General features: G+C 32.4%; 31 protein-coding genes and 1 pseudogene. 29 read left to right on the top strand and 3 right to left on the bottom strand.

From position 1 onward, the window contains the following. Positions 1–199: 199 nt before the first annotated feature. The gene (gene rho, locus ACQKCJ_RS10330) at positions 200–2,110 is read right to left on the bottom strand and encodes a transcription termination factor Rho (RefSeq protein ID WP_427401980.1); all 1,911 of its coding nucleotides are present in this window, start codon (positions 2,108–2,110) and stop codon (positions 200–202) included. A gap of 183 nt (positions 2,111–2,293) precedes the next feature. Here rho and ACQKCJ_RS10325 point away from each other — a divergent pair, with 183 nt between their 5' ends. From ACQKCJ_RS10325 to ACQKCJ_RS10315, 3 genes are all read left to right on the top strand, one after another. After that, positions 2,294–2,707, top strand: a complete 414-nt coding sequence (locus ACQKCJ_RS10325) for a DUF4293 domain-containing protein (protein ID WP_271335679.1) — start codon at positions 2,294–2,296, stop codon at positions 2,705–2,707. A gap of 167 nt (positions 2,708–2,874) precedes the next feature. Then, positions 2,875–3,537 (top strand): response regulator, encoded by a 663-nt coding sequence (locus tag ACQKCJ_RS10320; protein WP_271335678.1) that lies wholly within the window; start codon positions 2,875–2,877, stop codon positions 3,535–3,537. Between the two features lie 37 nt (positions 3,538–3,574). Then, the gene (locus ACQKCJ_RS10315; RefSeq protein ID WP_271335677.1) at positions 3,575–4,501 is read left to right on the top strand and encodes a sensor histidine kinase; all 927 of its coding nucleotides are present in this window, start codon (positions 3,575–3,577) and stop codon (positions 4,499–4,501) included. Positions 4,502–4,507: 6 nt separating this feature from the next. Here ACQKCJ_RS10315 and ACQKCJ_RS10310 read toward each other — a convergent pair whose 3' ends face one another. Next, positions 4,508–5,002, bottom strand: a complete 495-nt coding sequence (locus ACQKCJ_RS10310) for a metallophosphoesterase family protein (protein ID WP_427401979.1) — start codon at positions 5,000–5,002, stop codon at positions 4,508–4,510. 239 nt (positions 5,003–5,241) lie between these two features. On the opposite strand from ACQKCJ_RS10310, the gene truA reads away from it, so the two are divergent. The 4 genes from truA to lpdA all read left to right on the top strand — a co-directional run bounded on the left by truA (position 5,242) and on the right by lpdA (position 10,345). Further along, the gene (truA, locus tag ACQKCJ_RS10305; RefSeq protein WP_271335675.1) at positions 5,242–5,982 is read left to right on the top strand and encodes a tRNA pseudouridine(38-40) synthase TruA; all 741 of its coding nucleotides are present in this window, start codon (positions 5,242–5,244) and stop codon (positions 5,980–5,982) included. Between the two features lie 149 nt (positions 5,983–6,131). Further along, complete coding sequence (locus ACQKCJ_RS10300) at positions 6,132–7,886, top strand: ABC transporter ATP-binding protein (protein ID WP_271335674.1); 1,755 nt, start codon at positions 6,132–6,134, stop codon at positions 7,884–7,886. Positions 7,887–8,028: 142 nt separating this feature from the next. Further along, entirely contained in the window at positions 8,029–8,613 is a 585-nt protein-coding gene (locus tag ACQKCJ_RS10295; protein WP_271335673.1) for an NUMOD4 domain-containing protein, read from the top strand. A 343-nt stretch (positions 8,614–8,956) separates the two neighbouring features. Beyond that, positions 8,957–10,345 carry a dihydrolipoyl dehydrogenase gene (lpdA, locus tag ACQKCJ_RS10290; protein ID WP_271335672.1) on the top strand — a complete coding sequence of 463 codons (1,389 nt, stop codon included), beginning with the start codon at positions 8,957–8,959 and terminating at the stop codon, positions 10,343–10,345. Positions 10,346–10,497: 152 nt separating this feature from the next. Here the strand turns inward: lpdA and ACQKCJ_RS10285 are convergent, their stop codons facing one another. Beyond that, positions 10,498–11,637, bottom strand: a complete 1,140-nt coding sequence (locus ACQKCJ_RS10285; protein WP_427401978.1) for an MFS transporter — start codon at positions 11,635–11,637, stop codon at positions 10,498–10,500. Positions 11,638–11,747: 110 nt separating this feature from the next. Between ACQKCJ_RS10285 and ACQKCJ_RS10280 the strand changes: the two genes are divergently transcribed. The 22 genes and pseudogenes from ACQKCJ_RS10280 (at position 11,748) to ACQKCJ_RS10175 (ending at position 25,057) form a co-directional block, all read left to right on the top strand. After that, entirely contained in the window at positions 11,748–12,104 is a 357-nt protein-coding gene (locus ACQKCJ_RS10280; protein ID WP_271335670.1) for a winged helix-turn-helix transcriptional regulator, read from the top strand. Positions 12,105–12,281: 177 nt separating this feature from the next. Next, positions 12,282–12,791 (top strand): TPM domain-containing protein, encoded by a 510-nt coding sequence (locus tag ACQKCJ_RS10275; protein ID WP_271335669.1) that lies wholly within the window; start codon positions 12,282–12,284, stop codon positions 12,789–12,791. A gap of 181 nt (positions 12,792–12,972) precedes the next feature. Further along, positions 12,973–13,719 (top strand): DUF2314 domain-containing protein, encoded by a 747-nt coding sequence (locus tag ACQKCJ_RS10270; RefSeq protein WP_271335668.1) that lies wholly within the window; start codon positions 12,973–12,975, stop codon positions 13,717–13,719. A 238-nt stretch (positions 13,720–13,957) separates the two neighbouring features. Beyond that, positions 13,958–14,860, top strand: a complete 903-nt coding sequence (locus ACQKCJ_RS10265) for a PhzF family isomerase (RefSeq protein ID WP_271335667.1) — start codon at positions 13,958–13,960, stop codon at positions 14,858–14,860. Positions 14,861–14,898: 38 nt separating this feature from the next. Beyond that, positions 14,899–15,318, top strand: a complete 420-nt coding sequence (locus tag ACQKCJ_RS10260; RefSeq protein WP_271335666.1) for a GNAT family N-acetyltransferase — start codon at positions 14,899–14,901, stop codon at positions 15,316–15,318. Between the two features lie 199 nt (positions 15,319–15,517). Continuing rightward, complete coding sequence (locus ACQKCJ_RS10255) at positions 15,518–15,823, top strand: hypothetical protein (RefSeq protein WP_271335665.1); 306 nt, start codon at positions 15,518–15,520, stop codon at positions 15,821–15,823. A gap of 174 nt (positions 15,824–15,997) precedes the next feature. Continuing rightward, the gene (locus tag ACQKCJ_RS10250) at positions 15,998–16,297 is read left to right on the top strand and encodes a hypothetical protein (RefSeq protein WP_427401977.1); all 300 of its coding nucleotides are present in this window, start codon (positions 15,998–16,000) and stop codon (positions 16,295–16,297) included. Positions 16,298–16,302: 5 nt separating this feature from the next. Then, positions 16,303–16,752 (top strand): hypothetical protein, encoded by a 450-nt coding sequence (locus tag ACQKCJ_RS10245; protein WP_427401976.1) that lies wholly within the window; start codon positions 16,303–16,305, stop codon positions 16,750–16,752. A 199-nt stretch (positions 16,753–16,951) separates the two neighbouring features. After that, a complete protein-coding gene (locus ACQKCJ_RS10240) occupies positions 16,952–17,356 on the top strand; it encodes a hypothetical protein (protein ID WP_271338298.1) in 405 nt (134 codons plus the stop codon). A 286-nt stretch (positions 17,357–17,642) separates the two neighbouring features. Continuing rightward, positions 17,643–17,981: a nuclear transport factor 2 family protein gene (locus ACQKCJ_RS10235; RefSeq protein ID WP_271338299.1), complete on the top strand. Its 339-nt coding sequence runs from the start codon at positions 17,643–17,645 to the stop codon at positions 17,979–17,981. A 71-nt stretch (positions 17,982–18,052) separates the two neighbouring features. Beyond that, a complete protein-coding gene (locus ACQKCJ_RS10230; protein ID WP_271338300.1) occupies positions 18,053–18,466 on the top strand; it encodes a 3-hydroxyacyl-ACP dehydratase FabZ family protein in 414 nt (137 codons plus the stop codon). Between the two features lie 171 nt (positions 18,467–18,637). After that, positions 18,638–19,123 (top strand): SRPBCC family protein, encoded by a 486-nt coding sequence (locus tag ACQKCJ_RS10225; RefSeq protein ID WP_427401975.1) that lies wholly within the window; start codon positions 18,638–18,640, stop codon positions 19,121–19,123. 86 nt (positions 19,124–19,209) lie between these two features. Further along, positions 19,210–19,329 (top strand): annotated as a pseudogene (locus ACQKCJ_RS10220) (helix-turn-helix domain-containing protein); the annotation flags it as partial. A gap of 65 nt (positions 19,330–19,394) precedes the next feature. After that, entirely contained in the window at positions 19,395–19,811 is a 417-nt protein-coding gene (locus ACQKCJ_RS10215; protein WP_271338302.1) for a hypothetical protein, read from the top strand. Between the two features lie 26 nt (positions 19,812–19,837). Further along, entirely contained in the window at positions 19,838–20,053 is a 216-nt protein-coding gene (locus ACQKCJ_RS10210; RefSeq protein WP_271338303.1) for an ArsR family transcriptional regulator, read from the top strand. 10 nt (positions 20,054–20,063) lie between these two features. Beyond that, the gene (locus tag ACQKCJ_RS10205; protein WP_271338304.1) at positions 20,064–20,744 is read left to right on the top strand and encodes an aspartate/glutamate racemase family protein; all 681 of its coding nucleotides are present in this window, start codon (positions 20,064–20,066) and stop codon (positions 20,742–20,744) included. A 16-nt stretch (positions 20,745–20,760) separates the two neighbouring features. After that, the gene (locus tag ACQKCJ_RS10200; RefSeq protein ID WP_427401974.1) at positions 20,761–21,459 is read left to right on the top strand and encodes a hypothetical protein; all 699 of its coding nucleotides are present in this window, start codon (positions 20,761–20,763) and stop codon (positions 21,457–21,459) included. Positions 21,460–21,470: 11 nt separating this feature from the next. After that, the gene (locus ACQKCJ_RS10195) at positions 21,471–22,076 is read left to right on the top strand and encodes a hypothetical protein (protein WP_427401973.1); all 606 of its coding nucleotides are present in this window, start codon (positions 21,471–21,473) and stop codon (positions 22,074–22,076) included. 71 nt (positions 22,077–22,147) lie between these two features. Then, a complete protein-coding gene (locus tag ACQKCJ_RS10190) occupies positions 22,148–22,516 on the top strand; it encodes a nuclear transport factor 2 family protein (protein ID WP_427401972.1) in 369 nt (122 codons plus the stop codon). Positions 22,517–22,579: 63 nt separating this feature from the next. Continuing rightward, positions 22,580–23,482 (top strand): IS1595 family transposase, encoded by a 903-nt coding sequence (locus tag ACQKCJ_RS10185; protein WP_427401971.1) that lies wholly within the window; start codon positions 22,580–22,582, stop codon positions 23,480–23,482. A gap of 97 nt (positions 23,483–23,579) precedes the next feature. Continuing rightward, a complete protein-coding gene (locus tag ACQKCJ_RS10180) occupies positions 23,580–24,620 on the top strand; it encodes a serine hydrolase domain-containing protein (protein ID WP_427401970.1) in 1,041 nt (346 codons plus the stop codon). An 11-nt stretch (positions 24,621–24,631) separates the two neighbouring features. Next, positions 24,632–25,057, top strand: a complete 426-nt coding sequence (locus ACQKCJ_RS10175) for a DUF1801 domain-containing protein (RefSeq protein ID WP_427401969.1) — start codon at positions 24,632–24,634, stop codon at positions 25,055–25,057. Positions 25,058–25,061: the final 4 nt, after the last annotated feature.

The raw sequence follows: 25,061 nt of genomic DNA, 5'->3' as shown, positions 1-25,061 counted from the left end.
AAGTAAAGACGCGCAGCAGAACGTCTTGTTAAAAGTCGCGAATCTTCAGGTTTAGAAAAAACAGAATCCAAAACAAATAACAAACATAAAGTTTGGACAAGAAAAAGGGATGAGTTAAAAAAACTCATCCCTTTTTTATATTTATATATTCTAAGAAAACCTTAGGAACTTAGTACCTCAGCAACTTAGAGCCTTTCCACTAGTCATTCATAGAGATCAAAAACTCTTCGTTATTTCTTGTTTTCTTGAAACGTTCGTTTACAAAATCCATCGATTCTACTGGGTTCATATCTGATAGATATTTACGCATAATCCACATTCTTTGTAATGTTTTTTCGTCTAATAATAAATCATCACGACGTGTACTTGACGAAGTAAGATCAATTGCGGGGAAAATACGTTTGTTTGCGATTTTACGATCCAATTGAAGTTCCATGTTACCAGTACCTTTAAATTCCTCAAAGATCACCTCATCCATTTTAGAACCCGTTTCAGTCAATGCAGTTGCGATGATACTTAATGAACCACCATTTTCTACATTTCTTGCCGCCCCAAAGAAACGTTTTGGTTTTTGTAATGCGTTTGCATCAACACCACCACTTAATACTTTTCCGGACGCTGGCTGAACTGTATTATAAGCTCTTGCCAAACGTGTAATCGAATCTAAAAGAATCACTACATCGTGGCCACATTCTACTAAACGTTTTGCTTTTTCAAGGACGATATTAGCAATTTTCACGTGTTCTTGTGGTTCTCTGTCAAAGGTAGAAGCAATAACTTCTCCACGAACACTACGTTGCATATCTGTAACCTCTTCAGGACGCTCATCAATCAAAAGAACGATAAGATACACTTCTGGGTGATTTGCTGCAATTGCGTTTGCAATGTCTTTTAGCAACATTGTTTTACCCGTTTTAGGCTGAGCTACAATCATACCACGCTGTCCTTTCCCGATAGGAGAAAATAAATCGATAATACGGGTTGAAACTGAACTGCCTTTTTCGGCTAATTTAAATTTTTCAGAAGGAAAAACTGGCGTAAGGTGCTCAAAAGAAACTCTGTCGCGAACAACTTGCGGGTCGTGACCATTGATTTTAAGTACACGAACTAATGGAAAAAACTTCTCGCCTTCTTTTGGAGGACGAACCACTCCTTTTACAGTATCTCCGGTTTTAAGACCAAATAATCTGATTTGTGAAGTTGATAAATAAATATCATCCGGAGAGGCTAAATAATTATAATCTGATGAACGTAAAAAACCATAACCATCCGGCATCATTTCAAGAACACCTTCACTTTCGATAATTCCATCAAACTCAAAGTCTGAATCCCTGAAATTATTCTTTTTGTTTTTATGATTTGGATTTTGATTCCCGTTACTAACATTTCCGTTTGTGTTTCCATTTTGATTTGGATTCTGTGGAGCTGCAGTGTTTTGGCTGGGACTCTGGTTTGGATTTTTAATCTGGTTCGGATTGACCTTTTTAACTAAAAGCGGTGCTTCTGTTTTTTCAGCAGTCGAAGTTTCTGCTACAGCTTCGCCTTCCGGAATTGCTTCTTTTGTGGCTTCTTTTTCTTTTTGCAAAGCGACCTTTTTCTCGTAAGCTGATTTATTAAATTTTACGATTTTTGGTCCTTTTTTCTCCGTTACTTCATTCTCTGCAGCTTCTTTAACTTCAGGAGCTTCATTAACTTCGGGAGTTTCGGGAGTTTCATTAACTTCTGCAACTTCCTTTATTTCTGCAACTGCTTTAACTATTGGAGCTTTTGCTTTAGGAGTTATTTTTGCTGCCGGAGTTTGTTTTACAACTACAGGAGTTTCTATTTTTTCTGGAGTTTCCTCTATTTTATCAAATTCTAAAACTGGAGCATTTTTACTGATGGCTGCTTTTTTTACAGGAACAATTCTTGCTCTTTTAGGCTTATCATCAATATTCTCCGTTTCAGTTACAGCACTAACAGGTGGTGCTACAGTGGTTTCCTGATGTGCTAAAATCTGACTAATTAAGGTCTCTTTTTTGACACCGGTAAACTTTATAGTTTTAGCTAACTTAGCTATTTCTTGAAGCTCAGAAAGCTTCATTTCTTTTAATGCAGAAATATCAAACATGAATGTTCTATGAATTTAATTATTTTAACGGAAATACTGTAAAAAGAATAGGTAGATAATTGTTTTCAATTGACCGCAGTATGAAGTGCTTACGGTATTATGATGCAATAATACGAATAAAATTTAATCATACAATAGTATTTTAAAAAAAGAAAATATATTTTTGTAAAACAATTTCACACCATGATACAACGAATTCAGACCGTATATTTAATTCTTACCTTTATAATTACAGGTGTATTACTGTTTTTTATTCCGCTTTGGACATTAAATAATGGGAAACCATTTTACTTTATGCAGGACCAGTTTTATACTGTGTTATTAGGTTTAAGTACTGTCTTAACTGTTTTCAGTATCATTTCATACAAAAAAAGACAAAATCAGTTTGTCATGGGCAGACTGAACATAATATTAAATTTAATTTTATTAGGATTGTTTGTATATCGCTCTCTAAATCTATCTGGAGAAACAGTTGCTGTTTCAGAGAAAGGTATTGGGATGTTTCTACCAATTGTTGCTATCGTATTATTAGTTTTAGCTAATAAGGCCATCAAGAAGGATGAAGATCTTGTAAAATCTGTAGACCGTTTGAGGTAAACCTATAAACTTAAGTTTTTTGTGCGAAGAGAACCCGAATTTTATAATTCGGGTTTTTTTGTGCCTTAAATTTTATAATCACTCCCAATATCATCTTAAACAAAGACCGAAAACAGCTTTGTAAGATATTTTTTTCATAAATTTGCGTTTTAGTTCCAAAAACAATCATGATATACAAAATAAGGATACATCTTGCCGATGATCATCAAGTACTTATTGATGGCCTTACCAATTTGCTGCAAACCGTAAATAACTTTGAAGTTGTAGGTAATTCATTAGACGGAACTACTGTTTATGATGATGTCATTAATAACAAAGCCGATATTTTAGTTTTAGATATTAGTATGCCTAAAAAAGATGGGATCGAAGTATTAAAAGAATTCAGCCAAAAAGGATTTCCATGCAAAGTGATTATCCTCTCCAGTTATGATGACTTAAAAATCATAAAAGAAGTAATGAAATTAGGCGCCAAAGGTTATCTCACAAAAAAATGTGCCGGTGAAAATATCATAGAAGCCATCCAAAGTGTTTATCAGGGACAAGAATACTTTTGTGATGCTGTAAGAGAGAAAATCTTTAATAGTTTTGCAAATAACAATCCAAAATTAAACAAACCGCTTTATATTGAGAATCCTATATTAAGTGCTCGCGAAATCGAAATTATTACGTTGATCTCACTTGAATATAGTGGAAAAGAAATAAGCGAACAACTTTTTATTAGCGTGAATACGGTAGAAACCCATCGAAAAAACATCATGAAAAAGTTACAAACCAAAAACACTATCGGGCTTGTAAAGTATGCGCTAAAAAACAACTTAATAAATCCTTAGTCTTATTTTAAAGTCAAAATCTATTACGTAATTATTTATGGGGTTACTGAGAGTTTTTATACTATTGCTTTTTTTCACTTCTACAAGTGGGACTATTTTGTTTAGTCAGCAAAAGTCAACTCTACCTCCAACACAATCCGATAGTATAAGTCAGGAAATCGTTAAAAAAAATATTTTTCCCGAAGCAAGGAAATTTGAAAAACTGAGAAACAAAAAAATTGTTAGTTTATCTATTGTTCTTGTCATAATATTGTTCTTTTTATTTTATTTCTTTTATCAGAATAATAAATTAAAACAGAAAATTAAACGGAAAGATACCAAACAAAAAATACTCCTTAATATTATTAACGCAGGAATTGACAGTCATGAAATCGAAAGTAAAAAAATTGCTTCTTTTTTACATGACAACATTAATTCATTATTGTCTTCTGTAGGTTTGCACCTGAATACTTTTACGGCACAAAACAATATAAAATCTGACGAAATTCAGAAAGCAAAAAATATACTTCAAGAAGCACACGATCTCTTGCGTGATATGTCTCATGACCTGATCCCTACCCTTTTGGTTCGTTTTGGACTAATTTATGCATTGGAAGACTTATGCGAAAGGAACTCTAATTCGAGTATTAATTTCGAATTTTCAAGTGCAATCCCAACTGATAAAAGGTATACGGAAAAGTTTGAAATGAAGGTTTATTTTATTGTGTCTGAATTATTCAGCAACATTATAAAACATAGTGACGCAAAAAAAGCTCAAATTTCATTGCAGGAAAGTAATAGTCAATTTACCATTATCATTCATGATGACGGAAAAGGTTTTAAACCCGAAAAATTAAATGAGGTCGAAGGCTTTGGCCTGAACCGAATCAGGGCACGAATCAAAAAATATAAGGGAAGTTTTGCAATTGTCTCAAAAGAAAATGAAGGAACTTCGATTAAAATCAGAATACCGTTACCGCATTAAGCAAGACTATTTCTTTCCGATCTCGATGATCTCTAAATCTTTAATTTTATCGTCGTCGATAACAAATCGCAACATAGTACGCACTTGGTGAAAACCGCTTTTTCCGGCTGCACCGGGATTCATGTGCAAGAGATTATGTTTCTTATCAAACATTACCTTTAAAATGTGCGAATGTCCGCAAATGAATAATTTAGGCGGATTCAGAGCCATTTCTTCTCTAATCGCCGGATTGTATTTTCCGGGATAACCACCGATATGAGTGATCCAAACTGAAACATTTTCGCATAAAAACCTATTATGCAACGGAAATTCTAATCTCGCTTGTGCATCATCAATGTTTCCGTAAACGCATCGTAAAGGTTTTAGCTTCTTTATCGTATCCGTAACATTCAAATCTCCAATATCTCCTGCATGCCAAACTTCATCTGCCTGATTTACATATTTTAAAATAGTATCATCAATATGACTGTGAGTATCTGAGAGGAGAAGTATTTTTTTCATTCTTTTTGAAGCAAACAAAGGTTTAAGAGGCGCAAAGGTACAAAGGTTTTTCTTTATAGTTGTTAAGGGCCTGAGTTGCTAAGATTCTAAGTTTTTCTTATGTGACCTATAATTTAAACACATTCGATTATAATGTCAAAGCACAATATTAAAACCTCAGAGCCTTTGTTGCTTTGCTACTTTGAACCTTTAAAGAAAATCTTTGTACCTTTGCAATTCAGAACCTTTGAACCTTCACTTTGAGATATTTTATTCAATTCGCTTATAACGGAACACATTATCATGGTTGGCAATTTCAGCCCAACGCATCTTCTGTTCAGGAAACTTTAAACAAAGCTTTTTCGGTTTTATTAAATTCGCCGATTAATATAATGGGCGCCGGAAGAACTGATACCGGTGTTCATGCACAGGAAATGTATGGCCATTTTGATTATGAAACTCTATTTGATGTTCCAACTTTAGTGCATAAACTAAATTCGTATTTGCCAAAAGACATTGCGGTTTTTGATATTATCCCGGTTCATGATGAGGCTCATTGCAGATTTGACGCTACAAAAAGAACGTATGAATACCATATCAATACTGTTAAAAATCCGTTTACGGAGGAATTGAGTTGGTATTTTAATCAAAAATTAGACGTAGCTTTGATGAATGAAGCCGCGAAAATCTTGCTGAATCATACGGATTTTCAATGTTTCTCGAAAGTAAATACGGATGTAAATACTTTTGATTGCACGATTTTTGAGGCCCATTGGAAAAGCGAAAACAACAAATTGGTTTTTACCATATCCGCCAATCGGTTTTTACGAAATATGGTTCGTGCCATTGTAGGCACTTTGGTAAACATTGGTTTACATAAAATTTCTCTCATCGATTTTGAAAACATTATTGCCAGCAAAAGCAGAGAAAAAGCTGGTTTTTCGGTTCCGGCACACGGATTATATTTAACCGAAATTGATTACGATTACATCATAAAATAGCCCTGATTGAAGTCAAAAGCTTTTTTGAAAAAAAATATTGTTTTTGTGTTTTTATGGAGCGACCAGCGGAAGCTTTATAAAAACAGTACAAAAACATATTTTTGAGAAAAACTTGTAACGGAAAGCAGGAATAGCTCCTAAAAAATATAATGAAAGCAAAAGCATTTGATACCGGATTATTCAAACGAATCTTAAAATATACTAAACCTTATAAATGGCGCTATTATGGTGTCATCATTTTTGCAGTCTCATTATCGATTTTTGCTGCACTTCGCCCCTATTTATTAAAACAAACGGTGGACGGCTATATCAAGACGCACGACAAAGAAGGTTTGCTGATGTATATTGTTTTAATGGGAGTAGTTCTTTTGTTTGAAGTTTTTTCACAGTTTTACTTCGTGTATTGGGCCAACTGGCTGGGACAGGATATTGTAAAAGATATCAGGACAAAACTTTTCAAGCATATTTTGAGTTTTAGAATGAAGTATTTTGATTTGGTTCCGGTAGGACAACTGGTAACCAGATCTGTGTCAGACATTGAGTCGATCGCTCGTATTTTTAGTCAGGGTCTGTTTATGATTATTAGTGACTTGATGAAGATGCTGGTCGTACTGATTTTTATGTTTTACATGAACTGGAAACTGACCTGGATTGTGGTCGTTGCGATGCCAATTCTGGTTTACATTACCCGAATATTCCAGCGTAAAATGCAGGTTGCTTTTGAGGAAGTTCGTACGCAAATTGCCAATATGAACTCGTTTGTACAGGAGCGCGTTACGGGAATGAAGATTGTTCAGCTTTTTAACCGTGAGAAAATCGAAGCTGATAATTTTAAGGAAATCAACAACAAACACAGGGTTGCCTGGATAAAAACGATTTTATACAACTCAATATTTTTCCCGATTGCTGATATTATTTCGTCGATTACTTTGGGATTAGTTGTGGTGTATGGGGGATTCAAAATTTTGAACGGAGATCATTTTACGACTTTTGGTGATCTATTCTCTTACACTATGTTTATCGGGATGCTGTTTAACCCATTGCGTCAGATTGCGGATAAGTTCAACGAGATGCAATTAGGAATGATTGCTGCCAATCGTGTATTTGATATTATAGATACACAAGATCATATACAAGATACAGGAACGCTTGAAGCACCCGTTTTTAATGGAAGTATTGAATTCAAAGACGTCCGTTTTAGTTATATTCCGGAAGAAGAAGTGATAAAAGGTATTGACCTATCGGTTGATGCCGGACAAACCATTGCAATTGTAGGTTCTACAGGTGCCGGAAAATCAACCATCATTAATTTACTGAATCGCTTTTACGAAATCAACAGCGGAACTATTTTTATCGACGGTCATAATATCGAAAACTATACTTTGGCTTCGCTAAGAAAACAAATCGCGGTCGTTTTGCAGGATGTGTTTTTGTTTGCTGATACCATATATAATAATATCACTTTGCATAATCCGGAAATTACCCGTGAACATGTTCTTAATGCTGCCAAAAAAATTGGTGTTCACGATTTCATTATGAGTTTGCCTGATAATTATGATTTTGATGTAAAAGAGCGTGGCGTAATGCTTTCGTCAGGACAACGCCAGTTAATTGCCTTTTTGAGATCGTATGTAAGCAATCCGAGTATTTTGATTTTAGATGAAGCAACCTCCTCTATCGATACATATTCTGAAGAATTGATTCAGCGTGCGACCGAGACAATTACTAAAGGAAGAACTTCTATTATTATCGCACATCGATTGGCAACAATTGTAAACGCCGATAAAATTGTAGTAATGGATAAAGGTTTAATTGTAGAACAAGGAACACATCAGGAATTACTGAATAAAGTCGATGGTTACTACAAAAATCTCTACGACTCCCAATTTTCAGTCGCTAATTAGATTTTGAAATGCTAAAAAAATTCTTAAAAAAGTTAAATAAGCGTTATAGGAATCATAAATGTAATATCTGAGCGAAATTATGTAATTGTTATAGTTTTTGAATTATTTATCTTTGAGAGACAAAATTCAAATGCAAAAGAAAATGCCACAAAATAGATTTTATCCAAACGAAGAATTCAAAGAAATAGAAATAAACGCCTCATTACAACTTAGATATGCAATTTCAAACAAAGGCCGACTTATAAGCTTTACGGATGAAATTCAAAACGGACGTCTTTTAAAAGGCGGTCTAAGTGATGGATATCCAACCTTTAGATTTAAGGTTAAAAATGACGACAAAATTGTCAATAAATATCTTTTTTTATACAAATTAGTTGCCCATTATTTCATTCCAAAAGCTTCAGAAGAACAAACTTATGTACTTCATTTAGATTACAACCGAAGTAATGATGATGTAAATAATTTACGTTGGGCTACAAAAGCCGAAATGATGGCGCACAGTCGTAAAAGCCCGCGCGTTATTCAGGCAAAAAAGAATCTGATCGAGCACAACTTAAAAGCCGACGGAAGAAAATTAACAACTACCAAAGTAATGTTAATCAAGAAAATCCTGGCCAGACCTGAACAAAAAACACGTCTTAAAATGATCGCCAAACAATTTGGCGTGAGCGAAATGCAAATAAGACGAATTGCCAGTGGTGAAAACTGGGGACATATTAAAGTTTAATTATAAGTTATAAATTGTGAATTATTAATTCTCTTACTATCACACTTAACAAAGTCGAAGTTTTTCAACACGAAAAGACTTCGACTTTGTTTATTTTGACAAACAATTTAATTTGAGACTTCGTTTCTAAATCTGTTTTTTCAGTTCAGAATTCACAATTTACAATTAACATTTTGACCTATCTCTGTGAAAAGATCAAAATCAGTGTGGGTAAAAATAAAATTTCAAGTGTTTTTTAAAATAATTCCTTAAATTCGCAATCACAAATAACAAAAGAATAAATCGAAAAATGAGTTTCGGAATAAACTTCATTTTTCGGTAATAAATACTAAAAACCAAAAAAATGAAATACGACATTATTGTTTTAGGAAGTGGTCCTGGCGGATATGTAACAGCTATTAGAGCTTCACAATTAGGCTTTAAAGTAGCTGTAGTTGAAAAAGAGAACTTAGGTGGTGTATGTTTAAACTGGGGTTGTATCCCAACAAAAGCATTACTAAAATCAGCTCAGGTTTTTGATTACTTAAAACACGCTTCTGACTACGGATTGAAGGTTTCTGAATTTGATAAAGATTTCCCTGCAGTAGTGCAACGCAGCCGTGACGTTGCTGACGGAATGAGCAAGGGGGTTCAATTCTTAATGAAAAAGAATAAAATTGACGTTATCGAAGGTTTTGGAAAACTAAAACCAGGAAAAAAACTTGACGTTACTGATAAAGACAATAAAGTTACTGAATATAGCGCTGATCACATTATCATCGCAACCGGAGCTCGCTCTCGTGAGTTACCAAACTTACCACAAGATGGTGTAAAAGTAATTGGTTACCGTCAGGCAATGACATTACCAACACAACCAAAATCTATGATCATTGTAGGTTCTGGAGCTATTGGAGTTGAATTTGCACATTTCTACAACTCTATGGGAACTGATGTTACTATTGTAGAATTTATGCCAAATATCGTTCCTGTTGAAGACGAGGATATCTCTAAACAAATGGAGCGTTCTATGAAAAAAGCAGGTGTAAAAATCATGACCAACTCATCTGTTGAGAAAATTGATACTACCGGAACTGGAGTAAAAGCAACTGTAAAAACGGCTAAAGGAGAAGAAATCCTTGAAGCTGATATCGTACTTTCTGCAGTTGGAATCAAAACTAACATTGAAAACATAGGTTTAGAAGAAGTTGGAATCGCTGTTGACAGAGATAAAATCTTAGTAAACGCTTATAACCAAACTAATATTCCTGGATACTACGCAATTGGAGATGTTACTCCGGGTCAAGCTTTAGCTCACGTAGCTTCGGCGGAAGGAATTAACTGTGTTGAAAAAATTGCTGGTTTACACGTAGACCCAATCGATTACGGAAACGTTCCTGGTTGTACTTATGCAACTCCAGAAATCGCTTCTGTAGGTTTAACAGAGAAACAAGCTAAAGAAAAAGGATACGAATTAAAAATTGGTAAATTCCCATTCTCAGCTTCTGGAAAAGCAAAAGCTGCCGGTGCTGCTGACGGATTCGTAAAAGTAATCTTTGATGCAAAATACGGAGAATGGTTAGGATGCCACATGATTGGTGCTGGTGTTACAGATATGATTGCTGAAGCAGTTGTAGCCCGTAAACTAGAAACTACAGGTCATGAAATCCTTAAATCTATTCACCCTCACCCAACAATGAGCGAGGCTGTTATGGAGGCTGTTGCTGATGCTTACGGCGAAGTAATTCACTTGTAAAAACATACCGTTTTACGGTTATATATAATTTTCAATTTAAAAATCCGATTTGCGAAAGCAAGTCGGATTTTTTTATGTTTATAAAGGCGTTTGCAAATCATTTTTCCAATTTTATTTCGCTTAATAAACACAAATGATCGTTATAAAAGATTTTATTTAAAACTACTAAACCTTTTTAAAAACCAAAAAATTAAAGCAGTTACAAGTAGAATAACACTTGACCAAATAATATACTTTATCTCAAAATGATATATAAAATATCCTCCTAACAACGTACCAAACGTTACAGCAGAATTTCCGCATGTGGTAAAAATGCTATTAATAAATTCCGCAGATTCCGGCGCCGATGAAGTCAGGTTTACATTGCTTATTAAAAATCCTGATGTATGTACAAAACCCCATACCATTACCAGCAATAACATAGGAATATAGTAAAATCCATAAAAAAACAACAAAACATGAACAATTAATAGCGCTATTATAAAGACTAAAATAGTCGTCAAAACATTTTTACTCAAAAATCTTCCTGCCAGCCAATTACCTCCAACTCCGCTTATCCCAAAAATTAATAATGTATAACTAATCTGCATTCCATTCATTCCGGTAATTTTACCCAAAAAATCTGCCATATAGCCGTATGTAGAATACATTGCGGCTATCATTAAAAATGATAAAATAAAATTTATCCAGAATACAGGCTTTTTAAGAATTTTACTTTGCGATCCAATCGTTTGTTTTTCAACAATTAGAGTTGATGGTAAAAAAAGTAATACCCCAATAAAAGATAAAACATTAATAATAGCACATAGTATAAAAGACGATTGCCAATTAAATAATGTTGCCATAAATGTTGCCAGAGGAATCCCAAAAACACAGGCAAGAGTAAATCCACCAAAAACAATGGCAACTCCTTTTGAAGATTGATTATCAGGTAAAGTATTTGCTGCCAAGGCAAGAGCAATAGACCAAAATACCGGATGCAAAAATGCCGGCAATATTCTTGCTATTAATAAAAACGAAAAGCTATTAGCAAATACAGACATAATGTTTGAAATAGCAAAAATTCCCAATACAAACAACATTAATTTCTTTTTATTAATTGAGGATAACAGAAGCATTACAAATGGGCCAAATATAGCCACTGTCAATGCAAATGAACTTAAAAGCCATCCTGCTTTATCAATTGTGACAGAGAAAGCCGAAGCAATTTGTGGTAAAATTCCAATAACTCCAAATTCTGTGGTTCCAATCCCGAAAGTACCTAAAGCTAAAATGTAAAGTGTGCGTTTCATAAATTTATTTTTTGCAAATTTGCAGAAGTAATAAATCATTTACACTTTACTTACTTTTATGTACTACACTTACTTTTAAGAAAGTTAACTGATTTTTAAACAGTTATACAATGCCTGATTTTTTTTATGATAGAAAACTCTATTACACTCCAATCGAATTTGCTTTAGCGCATATAGGCGGAACTTGGAAAATGCCAATATTGTGGAGATTACAAAACACTATTTTACGTTTCAGCGAATTAAAAAAAGATATTCCGCATATTACAGACAAAATGCTTACGAGCCAATTAAGAGAACTTGAAAGTAAAGGACTAATTACTAGAAAAGTTTATCCCACTGTACCTCCAAAAGTAGAATACAAATTAACAGAAAAAGGACAAAAAGCAATACCTGTAATTGAAACAATTATGAAATACGGATATAAACTTATTAAAGAGGCAGGAATTGAATATCCGCCTTTAGAATAAATACTTTTGGGGAATATTTTTACAATAATATACATTTTTACAAACTAATAAAACATCAGATTTAACTTATTTGTATTACCAATAAAAAGACAAATAAATTATTCCTCTTTTGATCTAAAACAAAAGAAGATTATAATATTAAAATGATATTTTTGCAGCACCCAAAATTATTTTAAGATGAAAAACCTACTCTTCATTATTACAATTTCTTTTCTTTTACCAAGTACCTTTTTTGGTCAGTCAAACAAAAGCACTTTTCAAAATTCAGTAACAGAAAATACTTTTTCAAAATCATATAATTATCTCAATGATTTCGAGAAAATCTTAACCTCATCCCAAATTACCACTTTAAATACAACGCTAAAATCTTCTGAAAAAAAATCAGGAACTAAAATTATTGTAGTCACGATTTCTTCCATACAACCTTATACAACTGTTCCGGAGTATGCTTCTAATTTGAAAAACTATCTATCCGATAATTTGAAATTGAATCCCACATTTCTAATTGTATTAAGCAAGGAGTTAAGACAAATCCAGATTCAGAGCAGCTACGAGGCACGCAATAAACTAACCGAGGAAGAAACGAAAAGCATTATAAATAGTTTTGCAATTCCCGAATTTAAAAAAGGCGATTATTATAAAGGTTTAGAAAATGCAGTAACGCAGATCATAAAAAAACTGGAATAGAATTAAAATACTACTTTATAGAATCCGATTTGCTTTTGTAAATCGGATTTTTTTGTTTTTACGCTGTAAATAAAACCTCAACTCCTTAAAACATTCATAAAATCAACAAGTCCACTTTTTACTATCTGACAAAAAATTTATATTTACGTAAAAAGAAATAATTATTCTAAAAATATAAGTGATGGAAAATACACCAATATTCTTTGCCGACGGAGAAAGTCCAAAAATCATTGACGCATTCAGAAAAGCACAGGAAACTTTTAAATATTTCTGGAGAGAACTATCTTGGGAATACCGTAGAATCGTTCCGGCACTTGACGTTGCCTGCGTAAAACTGGCATTTACACAAGAAATAAATGGCAATACAGTGGTAGAACATATGTGGATCAATGATATCAATTTTGACGGCGAGAAAATCAAAGGTATCCTGGTAAATGATCCGGACGAATTAACTAATGTTACTAATGGTGAATATGTCGAGATTCCGGCAAACCAAATTAGCGATTGGTTATTTGTAACCCAAGACAAAACTTATGGAGGTTTTACGATACAGTCAATGCGTTCAGAAATGAGCGAAACCGAAAGACAAGACCATGACGCAGCGTGGGGATTAAATTTTGGGGATTTTGATGATATTCTGGTTGCTTATGAACAAAAAGAAAAGCCAGAAAACCTTACAGAACACCCTATGAGCAAGAATATGAAGGAAAGTCTTCTTGAATTTATAAAAGCTAATCCTAATGAATTAACTGCTCAGGATGAATTTGGATATACTTTTTTGCACCGTGAAGCCATCGCAGGAAATAGTACAATTGTCGAAGTACTATTAGAATCCGGTGCTGATAAAAATGCGAAAACGCACAACAATAAAACACCTTTAGATTTTGCTCAAGAACTCAAATGGGATCATTTAGTTCCATTATTATAAAGACATTATTTAAAATCCGATTTATGAAAGTAAGTCGGATTTTTTTTGCGTATTCCCGGGCCACAAAAGGATATCGCCCCAATTACGCAAAAAACAATAACGATAAAAGAACCAATTAACAATAATATCCAAACCTAAACTTCGTATAATAATTTGTATTTTCGTTTGGCTAAAAGCTGATGATTCAGTTATTACATCAATAAAAATCTTATTACTATTTATACCGCTTAAAATCATAATGAAAAAACTAATAACCTACCAAATTGATTCTTTCACAAAAGAAAAATTCAAAGGAAATCCCGCCGGAGTTGTTGTAAATGCAGATGGACTGAATGATTATCAAATGCAACAAATTGCGCGCGAATTAAACAATTCCGAAACTGCATTTCTTTTCCCTCCTGACAGTACAGATTGCGATGGAGTAATTCGATACTTTACCCCAAATACCGAAGTTCCAATTTGCGGACATGCTACAATTGCAGCCATGTATGCAAAAGCAATCGAAGAAAAATTAGATTCCTGCATTCTACGATTCAAAACCAAAGTGGGTATTCTTCCGTTTGAAATAATTAAGAAAAACGAAGACTATCAAATTATAATGACTCAGGGAAGTTTTGAACTTAGTCCACCATTTGATGCTGATGTAACACAAAAAATGATCACAGCATTAGGTCTTGAAAAATCAGATATCGACGAAAAATGTCCCATTCAGATTGCTTCAACAGGACATTCTAAAGTAATGATAGGAATCAAAAGCAGAACAAAACTAAATTCCTTATCTCCCAATTATGCTGACTTAGCACATTTAAGTAAAGAGATTAACTGTAATGGTTATTTTGTTTTTACTTTCGATTCTAACGATAAGGATATATTAACCTACGGCAGAATGTTTGCCCCGGCAATTGGCATTAATGAAGATCCTGTTACCGGAAATGCAAACGGACCTTTAGGAGGTTATTTGGTACAAAACAAAATCGCTGATTTTAAAAATAATGAATTCGAGTTCAACGGAAGACAAGGCGAAAAAATAGACCGTTTGGGAATTATAAAAGTTAAAGTTAGTATAGAAGACAACAAACCAGCATTGATTCAGATAAAAGGTGATGCCGTAGTTGTTTTTAGAGCCGAAATAGAAATCTAAACAAGCACTTATTCATTTTACAAGACCAAGTAACTATAATGGAAATAATTAAAATCAGAAAAAACGACCTTCCTGCTTTGAGAATCTTATTCTTAAAGGAAAGACAAACCACTTTTTTGTGGATTGATTCTTCTAGTTTTCATTTGAAAGATTTTGATTCAGAAATTAAAGACGAAGAAGTTTTAGTCGCTATTCTTGATAATGTTGTAGTTGGTTTTATCTCTGTCTGGCTGCCCGAAAATTTTATTCATCATTTATATGTCGATCAAAAATATCATGATAAAGGCATCGGAACCCAATTACTTAAAGCGGCAATTGAAAAAGCCAATTTTCCTATTACTTTAAAATGTCTTGAGAATAATACCAAAGCCGTTGCCTTTTATAAACAAAAAGGATTCATAGAAAAAGAAAGAGGTCCATCTGAACATGGAGATTATATTTTGTTTGAGTTGCTATGAATTTTACATTAATAAAATAAATGAACAACGAACCAGACGAAATATTCGCTTTATTATACTCTAGAATTAAAACCACCAACAATAGAAAAATTAAGCCATGTAATTAGGCTTGGCAAAAGTACCAATTCAACGAAATATCTTACTTTATTTTATGCTTTTGCTGACCAAAAAACGTCAGTAAATAAACTAGTAATAAATCATGGAAGAATTAGTAATTGAAAAATCAGTATTCGAAGAAATACCAACAGAAAAAATTTATTCTGAAAAAGCAATTCGGGTTGGGACCTTTTTAGGAGGACCGCTGGTTGCGGGTTATTTTATGGCTGAAAACTTTAAAGTTTTTGGCGATTATAATAAAGTAAGAAATACATGGATTATAACAATTCTTTCGACAATAGTCATCTTCAGCTTGATTTTTATGATTCCTGAAGACGTTAAAATTCCTAACATTGTATTTCCATTTATTTATATGGGGATAGCAGCTTATCTGACGAAAACATATTAGGAGAAAAATATTGTCCAACACATTCAAAATGGCGGTCAAGAGTTTAATTGGTGGCGAACAGTAGGTATATCTCTTATTGGGTGTCTCGTAACTTTAGGCGTAATATTTGGCATTGCCTTTTTTAGTGAAGCGGCAAACGAAAGAATTTCGGAGTCAACAAAAACGTATGGAGCAATGAATCACGAAATTGTTTACCAAACTAATATCAATGAAAACGAAGTCAATAAAATTGCCAAGGCCTTTACGAAAGAAACTTTTTTTGATGACTCTATTACAAAATACATCTACTTAGAGAAAATCGATAACAATTACGAAATATCTATATCCTGCAATGAGTCAATTTCATATGATCCAGTTGCTTACAGTTCTTTTGTCGAGCTAAGAAAAAATATGCAAAAAGACTTTCCTGATAATAAAATTATTTTCAAACCAGTTGTTAAGGACTTAAATAATGTTGTGAAGAGAATTGAGTAATAAACATGAATTTAAAAAAAATAAAAGTTTATCATCTTTTCTGGTTTGTTTCCATAATTGTTTTATTGATCGGAACATTTAATCCTGACGAAACATTAGACATTAATGTTCATGATACATATTTTATAATTGCGCAGCTTCATGTTGCCATTGTTTTGTTTCTCTTTTTCTTTTTAAATGGATTTGGATATTGGTTTGTTCATAGAGTATTAAAGAAATCACTGGAAAAATACCTAACCCTAATTCATTCTTTTATTGTACTTGGGAGTTTTATTTTTTACTGGCTTATCATTCTTTATTCCAAACTTTTTTTATTCAATCCTGATTTTCTATTATTTGATGAGTATCAATTAATCAATATTATTTTGATATCTGAGTTCATGCTTATTGTTTTTATTGCCTTGCCAATTTTTATTACGAATTTATTGATTGCTATTTTCAGAAAGAATACTTAAACAAACTTCCTTTAGCAAACCTGACGGGTTTAAAACGACCAGATCATAAAAGGGCAACTTTCTTTTCTCATAAAGAATAATTTTGATATCCGACAAGAGACATATCATTAAAACACATAAATTTAACATTAAGAAAAAATAAGACGCAACCATTTAACGAAATATTCATCTATTAACTAAACCAATAACCTTTTAAACCATGAAAAAATACTTTTTACTTCTCGTTTTAATTACAATAAGCTCATGTAGTAACGAAGATTCTGATACAAAATTAAAAAAAACATTAGAAGGCAAATGGAATTGGAATGGATCGAGTGGCGGATTTACCGGAACATCTTCTACGCCTGAATCCACAGGCAGAATTATTTATATCGAATTTTCAGGTTCGACTTATAGAAACTATATTAATGGAAAGTTACTTTTTGAGAAAAAATTTGAAATAAAAACTCGAAAATCAATTTTAGGTGGTCAAAGACCAATGATTGTCAGCACTGATACTTTACAATATTTTATACCAATGTCTTTTACAATCGAAAATGATGAACTATTCTTAAGCGACGAATGTTTTGATTGCTTTGGATCTGGTTACACCCGTATGAAATAAATTTTTCAATAAAAACAAAACGATATAAAAAAAACTACTTCAATTATACGCCTTTTTGTATCTGCTAAAAATTCAGATAATAACACTTATACTCCCGCATATCCAAGCATCAGGATTCAAAATTATTGAATTTTTGAAATTTGCTGCAAAAAGTAGTATCAGATTATCAGATTCAAAAGATTCAGTTTTTAATTTGTATTTTCGTTCGATTAAAATCAATTCTTCTTAAGAGAAAAGAATAAAGTTAATTAAAGCCTCAAAAGAAATTTCTTAAAAATCATATTAAATGACAATCGAACAAATTATCGACGCCCAAATGTTGGCTTTTAATAATAGAGACATCAAAAGCATGATGCCTTTATATCCTGATGACATCAAAATCTATAATTTCCCAGATACATTAGCGATTGATGGTAAAAAAGAATGCGAAAAAATGTTCGTTACCTTATTCGAAAATTCACCAAATCTTCGTGCCGAAATAATAAAAACAATCCAATTTGATAATAAAGTAATTGTTCAGGAATATATTTATGGTCGAAATGGAAGTAACGAAAGGACAGAACAAGTCGTGATATTTGAAGTAACCAATCAAAAAATAAGTCGAATGGATATAATGAGAAAATAAAAGCAATCACTAAATCATTTTTATAATTTTATGAAATTGCTTATATTGCAGATAACACAAAAATTATAAACATGACTCAAAACATTGAAAATCTTATTCCTCACCGCTCGCCATTTCTTTTTGTTGATGAGATAGTATCATTTACAAATGAAACGATTGTAGGCATGAAAACATTTGATGAAAAAGACAACTGGCTAAGAAGCAGTTTTCCTGAAATTGAGTATATTCCCGGGTCCATTTTAATAGAAGCGATGGCACAATGCGGAGGTGCCGGCGTAAAACTACTGGGAGTAACAGATGGGATATTTGGATTAGTGAGTATTGAAAATGCAGAGTTTTATGGAGGTGTAGAGTTTGATGACGAAGTAAAATTTATCATTGAAAATGTTCGTTTAAGCCAAAAAATAATTAAACAGCAAGGCATTGCGTATGTTCATGATAAAGCAATTCTCAAGGCAGGCTGGATGTGTATTAAACTATCCTAATTTAGACATCATAATTAACTATAAGGCTCACGAAGTTTTTAACTCTAAAATCTTAAATACAGAATTTAAGAATTAAAACTTGTCCGAAATACACCTTAAAATTGTCCTCTACAACCCTAACTTATTGATTTTTAAAGAATAAATTTGACATTCAACTTTAAAAAACATAAAATGAGTGCAACAGATTTTACCACAACAATAAAAGTAGACCAATCTCCTCAAGAAGTTTTTAACGCTGTTACAAATGTTCGAGGCTGGTGGTCTGAAGAAATTGAAGGCAATACAGCCCAACTTAACGATGTTTTCGATTATCACTACGAAGATATTCATAAAGCTAAAATTAAACTGATCGAAGTGATCCCAAATCAGAAAATTGTCTGGCTGGTGGAACAAAACTATTTTAAATTCACCAAAGACAGAACTGAATGGACGGGAACTAAACCGACTTTTGAAATCACGGAAAAAGATGGAAAAACAGAACTTCGCTTTACTCATTTTGGTTTGAATCCTGAATATGAATGTTTCGAAATATGCAGTGACTCCTGGACAAATTATATTCAGAATAGTTTAAAAAAACTGATCACAACCGGAAAAGGTGAACCAAATGCGACGGGAAAACCACAAACAGAAAACGAAAAAAAACTGTCTGAGAAATAATTCCCGGACTTCCCTCCCATCTTTAGACTACGACAATCGTAGATTTGGCGACAGTGATCCTCCTGATGTTGCCCAACTTTGTATTTAACTTATCTATAAGCGAAATTGCTTTTGAACTGGGTTTTGAACATCAGCAGTCTTTCAGTAAATTGTTTAAGACCAAAACAAATGTCTCACCGCTTGAATTCAGGCAATCTTTTAATTAATTTACCAAAACTTTCAACCAAAAGCTTCCATAATTTTCATAAATTCGTTGTGTAAAAACAAGTTTATGAATCCAATTTTAAAAAATACTTTAGCTGTAATCATTGGCCTTTTTGTGGGAAGTATTGTTAACATGGCTATTATCTTAACGAGCAGTTCGATTATTCCGCCTCCAAAAGGAGCAGACATTACCACAATAGAAGGATTAAAAGCCACCATACACCTATTTGAACCAAGACATTTTATTTTTCCGTTTTTAGCACATGCTATTGGCACTCTTGCCGGTGCCGGAACAACAGCTGTAATTGCAGCCAATCACAAAACAAAATTCGCTTTAGCAATAGGAGGTTTCTTTTTATTGGGTGGTATTGTAAATGTATTTACATTGCCATCTCCTGTTTGGTATGCTGTTATAGATATTGTGTTTGCTTATCTGCCTATGGCTTATCTGGCTAAAAAAATAGCAACAAACGAAAAGTCTTAAATTTAATAATTTAAACTATTATCAAAATGAGCGAGAAATCAATTACCGTAAAACCTGCAAAAACATGTTATGAACATATTGGTGGAAAATTAGGTCAATTACTTCTAGAAACTTTTACTGATAAAGGCTGGATTAGTAAAAACAAACCAACAGACAAACACTTTTATATTACAGATCTGGGCCAAAAAGAATTTGAAAAGCTAGGCGTCGATATTTCACAAATAAAATCGGAAGATTTATAAATAAAACGCAATGAAAAAAATTGGACTCGTAGGCGGTATCAGCTGGGTTTCTACAATTGATTATTATAAACTAATTAATGAAGGCGTAAATAAAAAATTAGGGGGATTGCAATTTGCAGAATGCCTGATTTACTCTTTGAACTTTGGTGATATTCAGGAAAAAACCTGGGCTCATTCGTACGAACTTTTATTAAATGCCTGCTTAAGCCTAAAGAAAAGTGGTGTCGATGCGATTGTATTGTGCGCCAATACAGCTCATATGTATGCAGACAAGATCGAAAAAGAAGTTGGCTTACCATTAATTCACATTGCAACTGAAACGGCAAAAGCCATCACAGAACAAAAAATCACTACCGTTGGACTTTTAGGAACTTCTTTTTCTATGGAAATGGATTTCTATAAAGAACGTCTCAAAAGTTTTGGATTAAATGTGTTAATTCCTGAGAATCAAGAAACAAGAGATTATATTCAGCATGTTTTAAAAGAAGAACTCGGAAGAGGAATCATTAATCCGGAATCGAAACAAAACTATATCAAAATTGCCAACGAACTTATTGCACGCGGTGCAGAAGGTATTATCTTAGGATGCACCGAAATCCCGTTATTAATAGACCAATCCCATTTTGATGTTCCTGTTTTTGATACGACAAAAATACATTCGGAAGCTATTGTAAACTTTATACTCTCTTAAACTTAAATTGTAACTTATGGGCTATTTTGGCGGACTCGGTTCTGGAAAAGGATGGAATAAATTTAACTTCATACTTACACCCAATGAATTTGAATCTCTTTTTACAGAACTTCAATTTTACTTTGTTATCACAAATACAAGAGTTCCTATCGATTATAAAGCAACTGATAAACCATATGTATTTACAGGTTACAAAGATTTTTTTAACGAAATTATAATCGGAGAGAAAGAATACGATAGAAAAGAACACTGGTTTTATGAAGATAAAATTCGAATATCGATTACAGATGATATTGACAAAATAGATTTTGAAAATATTGATGATAAAAACGAAATAGTATCTAAAGAATTTAAACGTGTTAGACCTACTGAACCGGTAATTAATATAACTCCTTTTTACCTTTACTTTATTAAAGATAAAGAAAGTTTAAGTGTGGCCTTCATGAATACAGAAGGAACTATTGGACTAGAATTGACGTATCCCAAATTTGTAAGCTTTTTAACTGATGGAAATAATTCCATAATTGATGCACATACTTTTAATAATTATAATTTATTTAATAAATTAGTAAAAAACATCAAATCAATATCTCATAAAGCGAAAGTACAAAGTCCAGCAAAACTATATCGCCCAAACTTTTGGATCAGCCCGGAAGCAAAAAAAGTAATCAATGAAAATCGATATCTAAAATCTAATGAATTAATTATTTTGTAATCGGATTACATATGAAAAAGATCATAAAAACATTTCTACTATTATTAATTTCAGTTTCATTACTAAATTGTGCTTCTTTTTCAACAAAGGATTTCAAAAACGATTATACTACAATTGACAACAAAAATTTGGATTCTTTTAATGGAAAATTTACCTTCTCACCAATAAAAAAATTCGACAAAAAAAATGAGCATTCAAATATAGAAACTTCAAAAAAATATATCAATTCATACAATTACATAACAACCGAAAGTTTAAAATTTGAAAATATAGATTCTATTATAAATGGCCTTGTCAACTATCATATCGAATTAAAAATCAGCAATAATACCCAATTAAACGTCGAATTATTCAGGAATAATTACAGCATAAAAAAACAGCAAATCAAGGGTGAGCTAAAAAAAGACGGAATGTTTTATCTCGACAATAAATATCTTAAATGTACCGGAATACCCTACCTTTTTGGCGGATGTAATAACAATAAAAGACGCATCGCCATTTCTAAAAACAATAATTTAATTATAAATGAAGCCGTAGATAATACAGGCGCATTCTTGTTCCTTTTTTGGGCCGGACCAAGTTATAATGGTATTTATGAATTTAAACGTCTGGACTAAAATTATTAAGTACTTTTTGATTTTCATAGATACTTATTTTATAACTTAGTTAGCTTTTAAATTCCAGAACCATGACTAAGAAAGAAATAGCCCAGGACTTTTTAAAACTCGCTGCAAACGGGCATTCTCATGAAGCATTTCGTTTATATGTTGGTGAAAAATTCAAACATCATAATGCCTATTTTAAAGGTGATGCCGATACGTTGATGCTGGCAATGGAAGAATCAACGAGAACAAACCCAAATAAAGTTTTTAAAATTCACCATATTCTTGAAGATGGAAATCTGGTTGCTGTACATTCGCATTTAAAACAAACCCCTGTCGACTTAGGTTTTGCGGTCGTTCATATACTTAAATTCAAAGCAGATAAAATTGTTGAACTCTGGGATTTGGGACAACCTATTCCAAGAGAACCTATTAACATAAATGGAATGTTCTGATAGAATAATTTTTTTGAGTTATTAATTTAGATTCTGTATTTTAGTAGTTATAAAATAGTACTTATGGAAGAATTTAAAGGTCAAAATATACTCAATCTAGTAAAAGAATTCCCAAATGATGATGCCTGTAAAGCATATTTGAGTAAAATTAAATGGCTGGATGGTTTTAAATGTAGCAAATGTGGATCAGAAAGAGGTTGTGAAAAATCAGGATTCACTTATCATTGTTACAGTTGCAATCATGTTGAAAGTGCTACAGCAAATACATTGTTTCATAAGGTGAAATTTGGTTTACAAAAAGCATTTTTAATAGTTTTTGAAATGACAACCAGTAGTAAAAGTTTATCGAGTATTCAAATTGGAAAACGCTACGGAATTAGCCAAACAACAGCTTGGTTTTTTATGCAAAAAGTTCGGGTTGCCATGAAAAGTAGCCAGAAATATCCTTTGTCTAATATAGTTCATGTTGATGAATTTGTAGTTGGCGGACAAGAAGATGGCAAGCAAGGAAGAAGCTACGATACTAAAAAGACCAAAGCAGTAATAGCAGTTGAATTAACGGATAAAAACAAAGTAAAACGTGTGTATGTTAAAGCAATTGATGATTATTCTGCTAAATCATTGACTCCGATTTTTGAAGAGCACATTAGTACAAATGCTAAAATATTTACTGACAAATGGAGAGGTTATAGTCCATTAAAAAAGAGTTATGATATAGAACAAAAAGAAAGTAAAAAAGGAAAGAATTTCAAAGAGATGCACATTGTGATTCATCAAATAAAATCTTGGATAAGAACAGTTCCAACTCATGTTAGTAAAAAACATATTCAATCTTATTTTGATGAATTTTCTTTTAGAATTAATAGATCCCTTTTCAAAGAAACTATATTTCACAAAACAATTCAAAGAATGATTACAGCAATGCCGATTTATCAAATTCAAATAACACAGAAGTTAACTATGTAACTCAATAATTTTTAATCTCAGTCGCTGAAGACCGAAACTAAAAACTGAGATCAAAACTCGAATCCTTAAACCTGAAACAAAAAAACAATCTTAAAAAATGAATTCCCACTTCAGAATCTCTTTCCTATTTTCTTTCATACTTTTATTTTCTAACAGCTTTTTATTTGCTCAGAAAAAAAATAATTACGCTGCTCAAATTGACAGTTTAATCAGCGTTAGCGATCCAATATTTAATGGCGTTGTCCTGATTGCTAAAAACGGAAAAACAGTTTATAATAAAACATATGGTTTTACCAATTTTGAAACCCGAAAACGTTTAAAAACAGACAGCCAATTTGAAATAATGTCGAATACGAGACAAATCACGGCTGTTTTAATCTTAAAAGAAGTAGAACAAGGCCGAATTGATTTACAGGCACCTATAAAAAAATATTTACCTGAACTTACCCAAGCCTGGGCAGATTCAGTTACGGTTCATCAACTTTTAAATCACACACACGGAATAATCGATTTACAAAAACCGCTGGCATTTAAACCGGGAACTGATTTTAAATATGAAGATTTAGGATATAGTTTACTGGGGGAAATAATAAAATCTGTTACTAAAAAAAGTTATCAGGAAATAGCAAATGCATTTTTTAAAGAACTAAAGATGAAAAATACACTATGCTTTTCTGCAGCTCCAATTAAGAATTTAGTTTCAGGATATATCAACACAAATAATAGTTTTAAGATAGTATCAAAAACGATGATCACTTTAAAAAGTACGGCTTCTAACGGAATTGTTTCGACTGCGGATGATATAGCAATTTGGAATGAAAATCTTCATAAGGGAAAATTACTACAACCAGAGAGTTATCAATTACTGTTTAAATATAACATAACCGCTCAAAATAATTTCTTTGCAAAAGAAAAGATAGGCTACGGATATGGCTTTAGAATCGTAGATAAAGAACCTGTTAAATATGTTGGTCACACAGGTTTAGGCGACGGTTTTTCATCTGTAAATTTATATTTTCCTGAAAGCGATATCAGTTTAATTATTTTAGAAAACCAGATGAATCAAAATCGTGATTTGTTTTATATCAACGAATTTAAAATCAAAAATATCCTGATGAAAAGTGATTTACTTAATTAGAATAAAATAAAATGGCAAAGAATAAAACTACTGAAACAAATGAAAGTATTGTTGATTTTATAAATGCTTTTGTTGAAGATGAAGCCAAAAGAAATGATGCGTTTAAACTTATTCAAATAATACAGGAAATCACTGGTTTAGAACCCAAAATGTGGGGACCAAGCATTATTGGTTTCGGAAATTATCATTATAAATATGCTAGCGGTCATGAAGGCGATGCGCCACTTGTGGGATTTTCTCCAAGAAAAGCAGCGATATCGCTTTATATATATGTCTCGCCAGAAAATAGAGAGGAACTAATTTCTAAATTAGGAAAACATAAAGCCTCTAAAGGCTGTATTTATATTAAAAAATTAGCCGATATTGATATTGAAGTTCTTAAAAATATGATTTCACTTTCTTTAGAATACTTAAAAAATTTATATCCTTCAAATTAAATTA

This window comes from Flavobacterium sp. NPDC079362 (genome assembly GCF_050267765.1).
Classification (GTDB): Bacteria; Bacteroidota; Bacteroidia; order Flavobacteriales; family Flavobacteriaceae; genus Flavobacterium; species Flavobacterium azizsancarii.
Note: the sequence above shows the minus strand (reverse complement) of the source record. Positions and strands in the feature narration are given on the sequence as shown.

What these genes read in the sequence shown, in the direction of transcription:
- ACQKCJ_RS10280 (WP_271335670.1), top strand. Translation starts at nt 11,748, where the DNA reads ATGCCTGATTTTTTTTATGATAGAAAACTCTATTACACTCCAATCGAA.
- ACQKCJ_RS10315 (WP_271335677.1), top strand. Translation starts at nt 3,575, where the DNA reads ATGGGGTTACTGAGAGTTTTTATACTATTGCTTTTTTTCACTTCTACA.
- ACQKCJ_RS10260 (WP_271335666.1), top strand. Translation starts at nt 14,899, where the DNA reads ATGGAAATAATTAAAATCAGAAAAAACGACCTTCCTGCTTTGAGAATC.
- ACQKCJ_RS10240 (WP_271338298.1), top strand. Translation starts at nt 16,952, where the DNA reads ATGAAAAAATACTTTTTACTTCTCGTTTTAATTACAATAAGCTCATGT.
- ACQKCJ_RS10200 (WP_427401974.1), top strand. Translation starts at nt 20,761, where the DNA reads ATGGGCTATTTTGGCGGACTCGGTTCTGGAAAAGGATGGAATAAATTT.
- ACQKCJ_RS10285 (WP_427401978.1), bottom strand. Translation starts at nt 11,637, where the DNA reads ATGAAACGCACACTTTACATTTTAGCTTTAGGTACTTTCGGGATTGGA.
- rho (WP_427401980.1), bottom strand. Translation starts at nt 2,110, where the DNA reads ATGTTTGATATTTCTGCATTAAAAGAAATGAAGCTTTCTGAGCTTCAA.
- ACQKCJ_RS10255 (WP_271335665.1), top strand. Translation starts at nt 15,518, where the DNA reads ATGGAAGAATTAGTAATTGAAAAATCAGTATTCGAAGAAATACCAACA.
- ACQKCJ_RS10295 (WP_271335673.1), top strand. Translation starts at nt 8,029, where the DNA reads ATGCCACAAAATAGATTTTATCCAAACGAAGAATTCAAAGAAATAGAA.
- ACQKCJ_RS10265 (WP_271335667.1), top strand. Translation starts at nt 13,958, where the DNA reads ATGAAAAAACTAATAACCTACCAAATTGATTCTTTCACAAAAGAAAAA.
- ACQKCJ_RS10225 (WP_427401975.1), top strand. Translation starts at nt 18,638, where the DNA reads ATGAGTGCAACAGATTTTACCACAACAATAAAAGTAGACCAATCTCCT.
- ACQKCJ_RS10185 (WP_427401971.1), top strand. Translation starts at nt 22,580, where the DNA reads ATGGAAGAATTTAAAGGTCAAAATATACTCAATCTAGTAAAAGAATTC.
- ACQKCJ_RS10310 (WP_427401979.1), bottom strand. Translation starts at nt 5,002, where the DNA reads ATGAAAAAAATACTTCTCCTCTCAGATACTCACAGTCATATTGATGAT.
- ACQKCJ_RS10205 (WP_271338304.1), top strand. Translation starts at nt 20,064, where the DNA reads ATGAAAAAAATTGGACTCGTAGGCGGTATCAGCTGGGTTTCTACAATT.
- ACQKCJ_RS10175 (WP_427401969.1), top strand. Translation starts at nt 24,632, where the DNA reads ATGGCAAAGAATAAAACTACTGAAACAAATGAAAGTATTGTTGATTTT.
- ACQKCJ_RS10215 (WP_271338302.1), top strand. Translation starts at nt 19,395, where the DNA reads ATGAATCCAATTTTAAAAAATACTTTAGCTGTAATCATTGGCCTTTTT.
- ACQKCJ_RS10275 (WP_271335669.1), top strand. Translation starts at nt 12,282, where the DNA reads ATGAAAAACCTACTCTTCATTATTACAATTTCTTTTCTTTTACCAAGT.
- ACQKCJ_RS10210 (WP_271338303.1), top strand. Translation starts at nt 19,838, where the DNA reads ATGAGCGAGAAATCAATTACCGTAAAACCTGCAAAAACATGTTATGAA.
- ACQKCJ_RS10250 (WP_427401977.1), top strand. Translation starts at nt 15,998, where the DNA reads ATGAATCACGAAATTGTTTACCAAACTAATATCAATGAAAACGAAGTC.
- ACQKCJ_RS10325 (WP_271335679.1), top strand. Translation starts at nt 2,294, where the DNA reads ATGATACAACGAATTCAGACCGTATATTTAATTCTTACCTTTATAATT.
- lpdA (WP_271335672.1), top strand. Translation starts at nt 8,957, where the DNA reads ATGAAATACGACATTATTGTTTTAGGAAGTGGTCCTGGCGGATATGTA.
- ACQKCJ_RS10230 (WP_271338300.1), top strand. Translation starts at nt 18,053, where the DNA reads ATGACTCAAAACATTGAAAATCTTATTCCTCACCGCTCGCCATTTCTT.
- ACQKCJ_RS10300 (WP_271335674.1), top strand. Translation starts at nt 6,132, where the DNA reads ATGAAAGCAAAAGCATTTGATACCGGATTATTCAAACGAATCTTAAAA.
- ACQKCJ_RS10245 (WP_427401976.1), top strand. Translation starts at nt 16,303, where the DNA reads ATGAATTTAAAAAAAATAAAAGTTTATCATCTTTTCTGGTTTGTTTCC.
- ACQKCJ_RS10320 (WP_271335678.1), top strand. Translation starts at nt 2,875, where the DNA reads ATGATATACAAAATAAGGATACATCTTGCCGATGATCATCAAGTACTT.
- ACQKCJ_RS10235 (WP_271338299.1), top strand. Translation starts at nt 17,643, where the DNA reads ATGACAATCGAACAAATTATCGACGCCCAAATGTTGGCTTTTAATAAT.
- ACQKCJ_RS10180 (WP_427401970.1), top strand. Translation starts at nt 23,580, where the DNA reads ATGAATTCCCACTTCAGAATCTCTTTCCTATTTTCTTTCATACTTTTA.
- ACQKCJ_RS10190 (WP_427401972.1), top strand. Translation starts at nt 22,148, where the DNA reads ATGACTAAGAAAGAAATAGCCCAGGACTTTTTAAAACTCGCTGCAAAC.
- ACQKCJ_RS10270 (WP_271335668.1), top strand. Translation starts at nt 12,973, where the DNA reads ATGGAAAATACACCAATATTCTTTGCCGACGGAGAAAGTCCAAAAATC.
- ACQKCJ_RS10195 (WP_427401973.1), top strand. Translation starts at nt 21,471, where the DNA reads ATGAAAAAGATCATAAAAACATTTCTACTATTATTAATTTCAGTTTCA.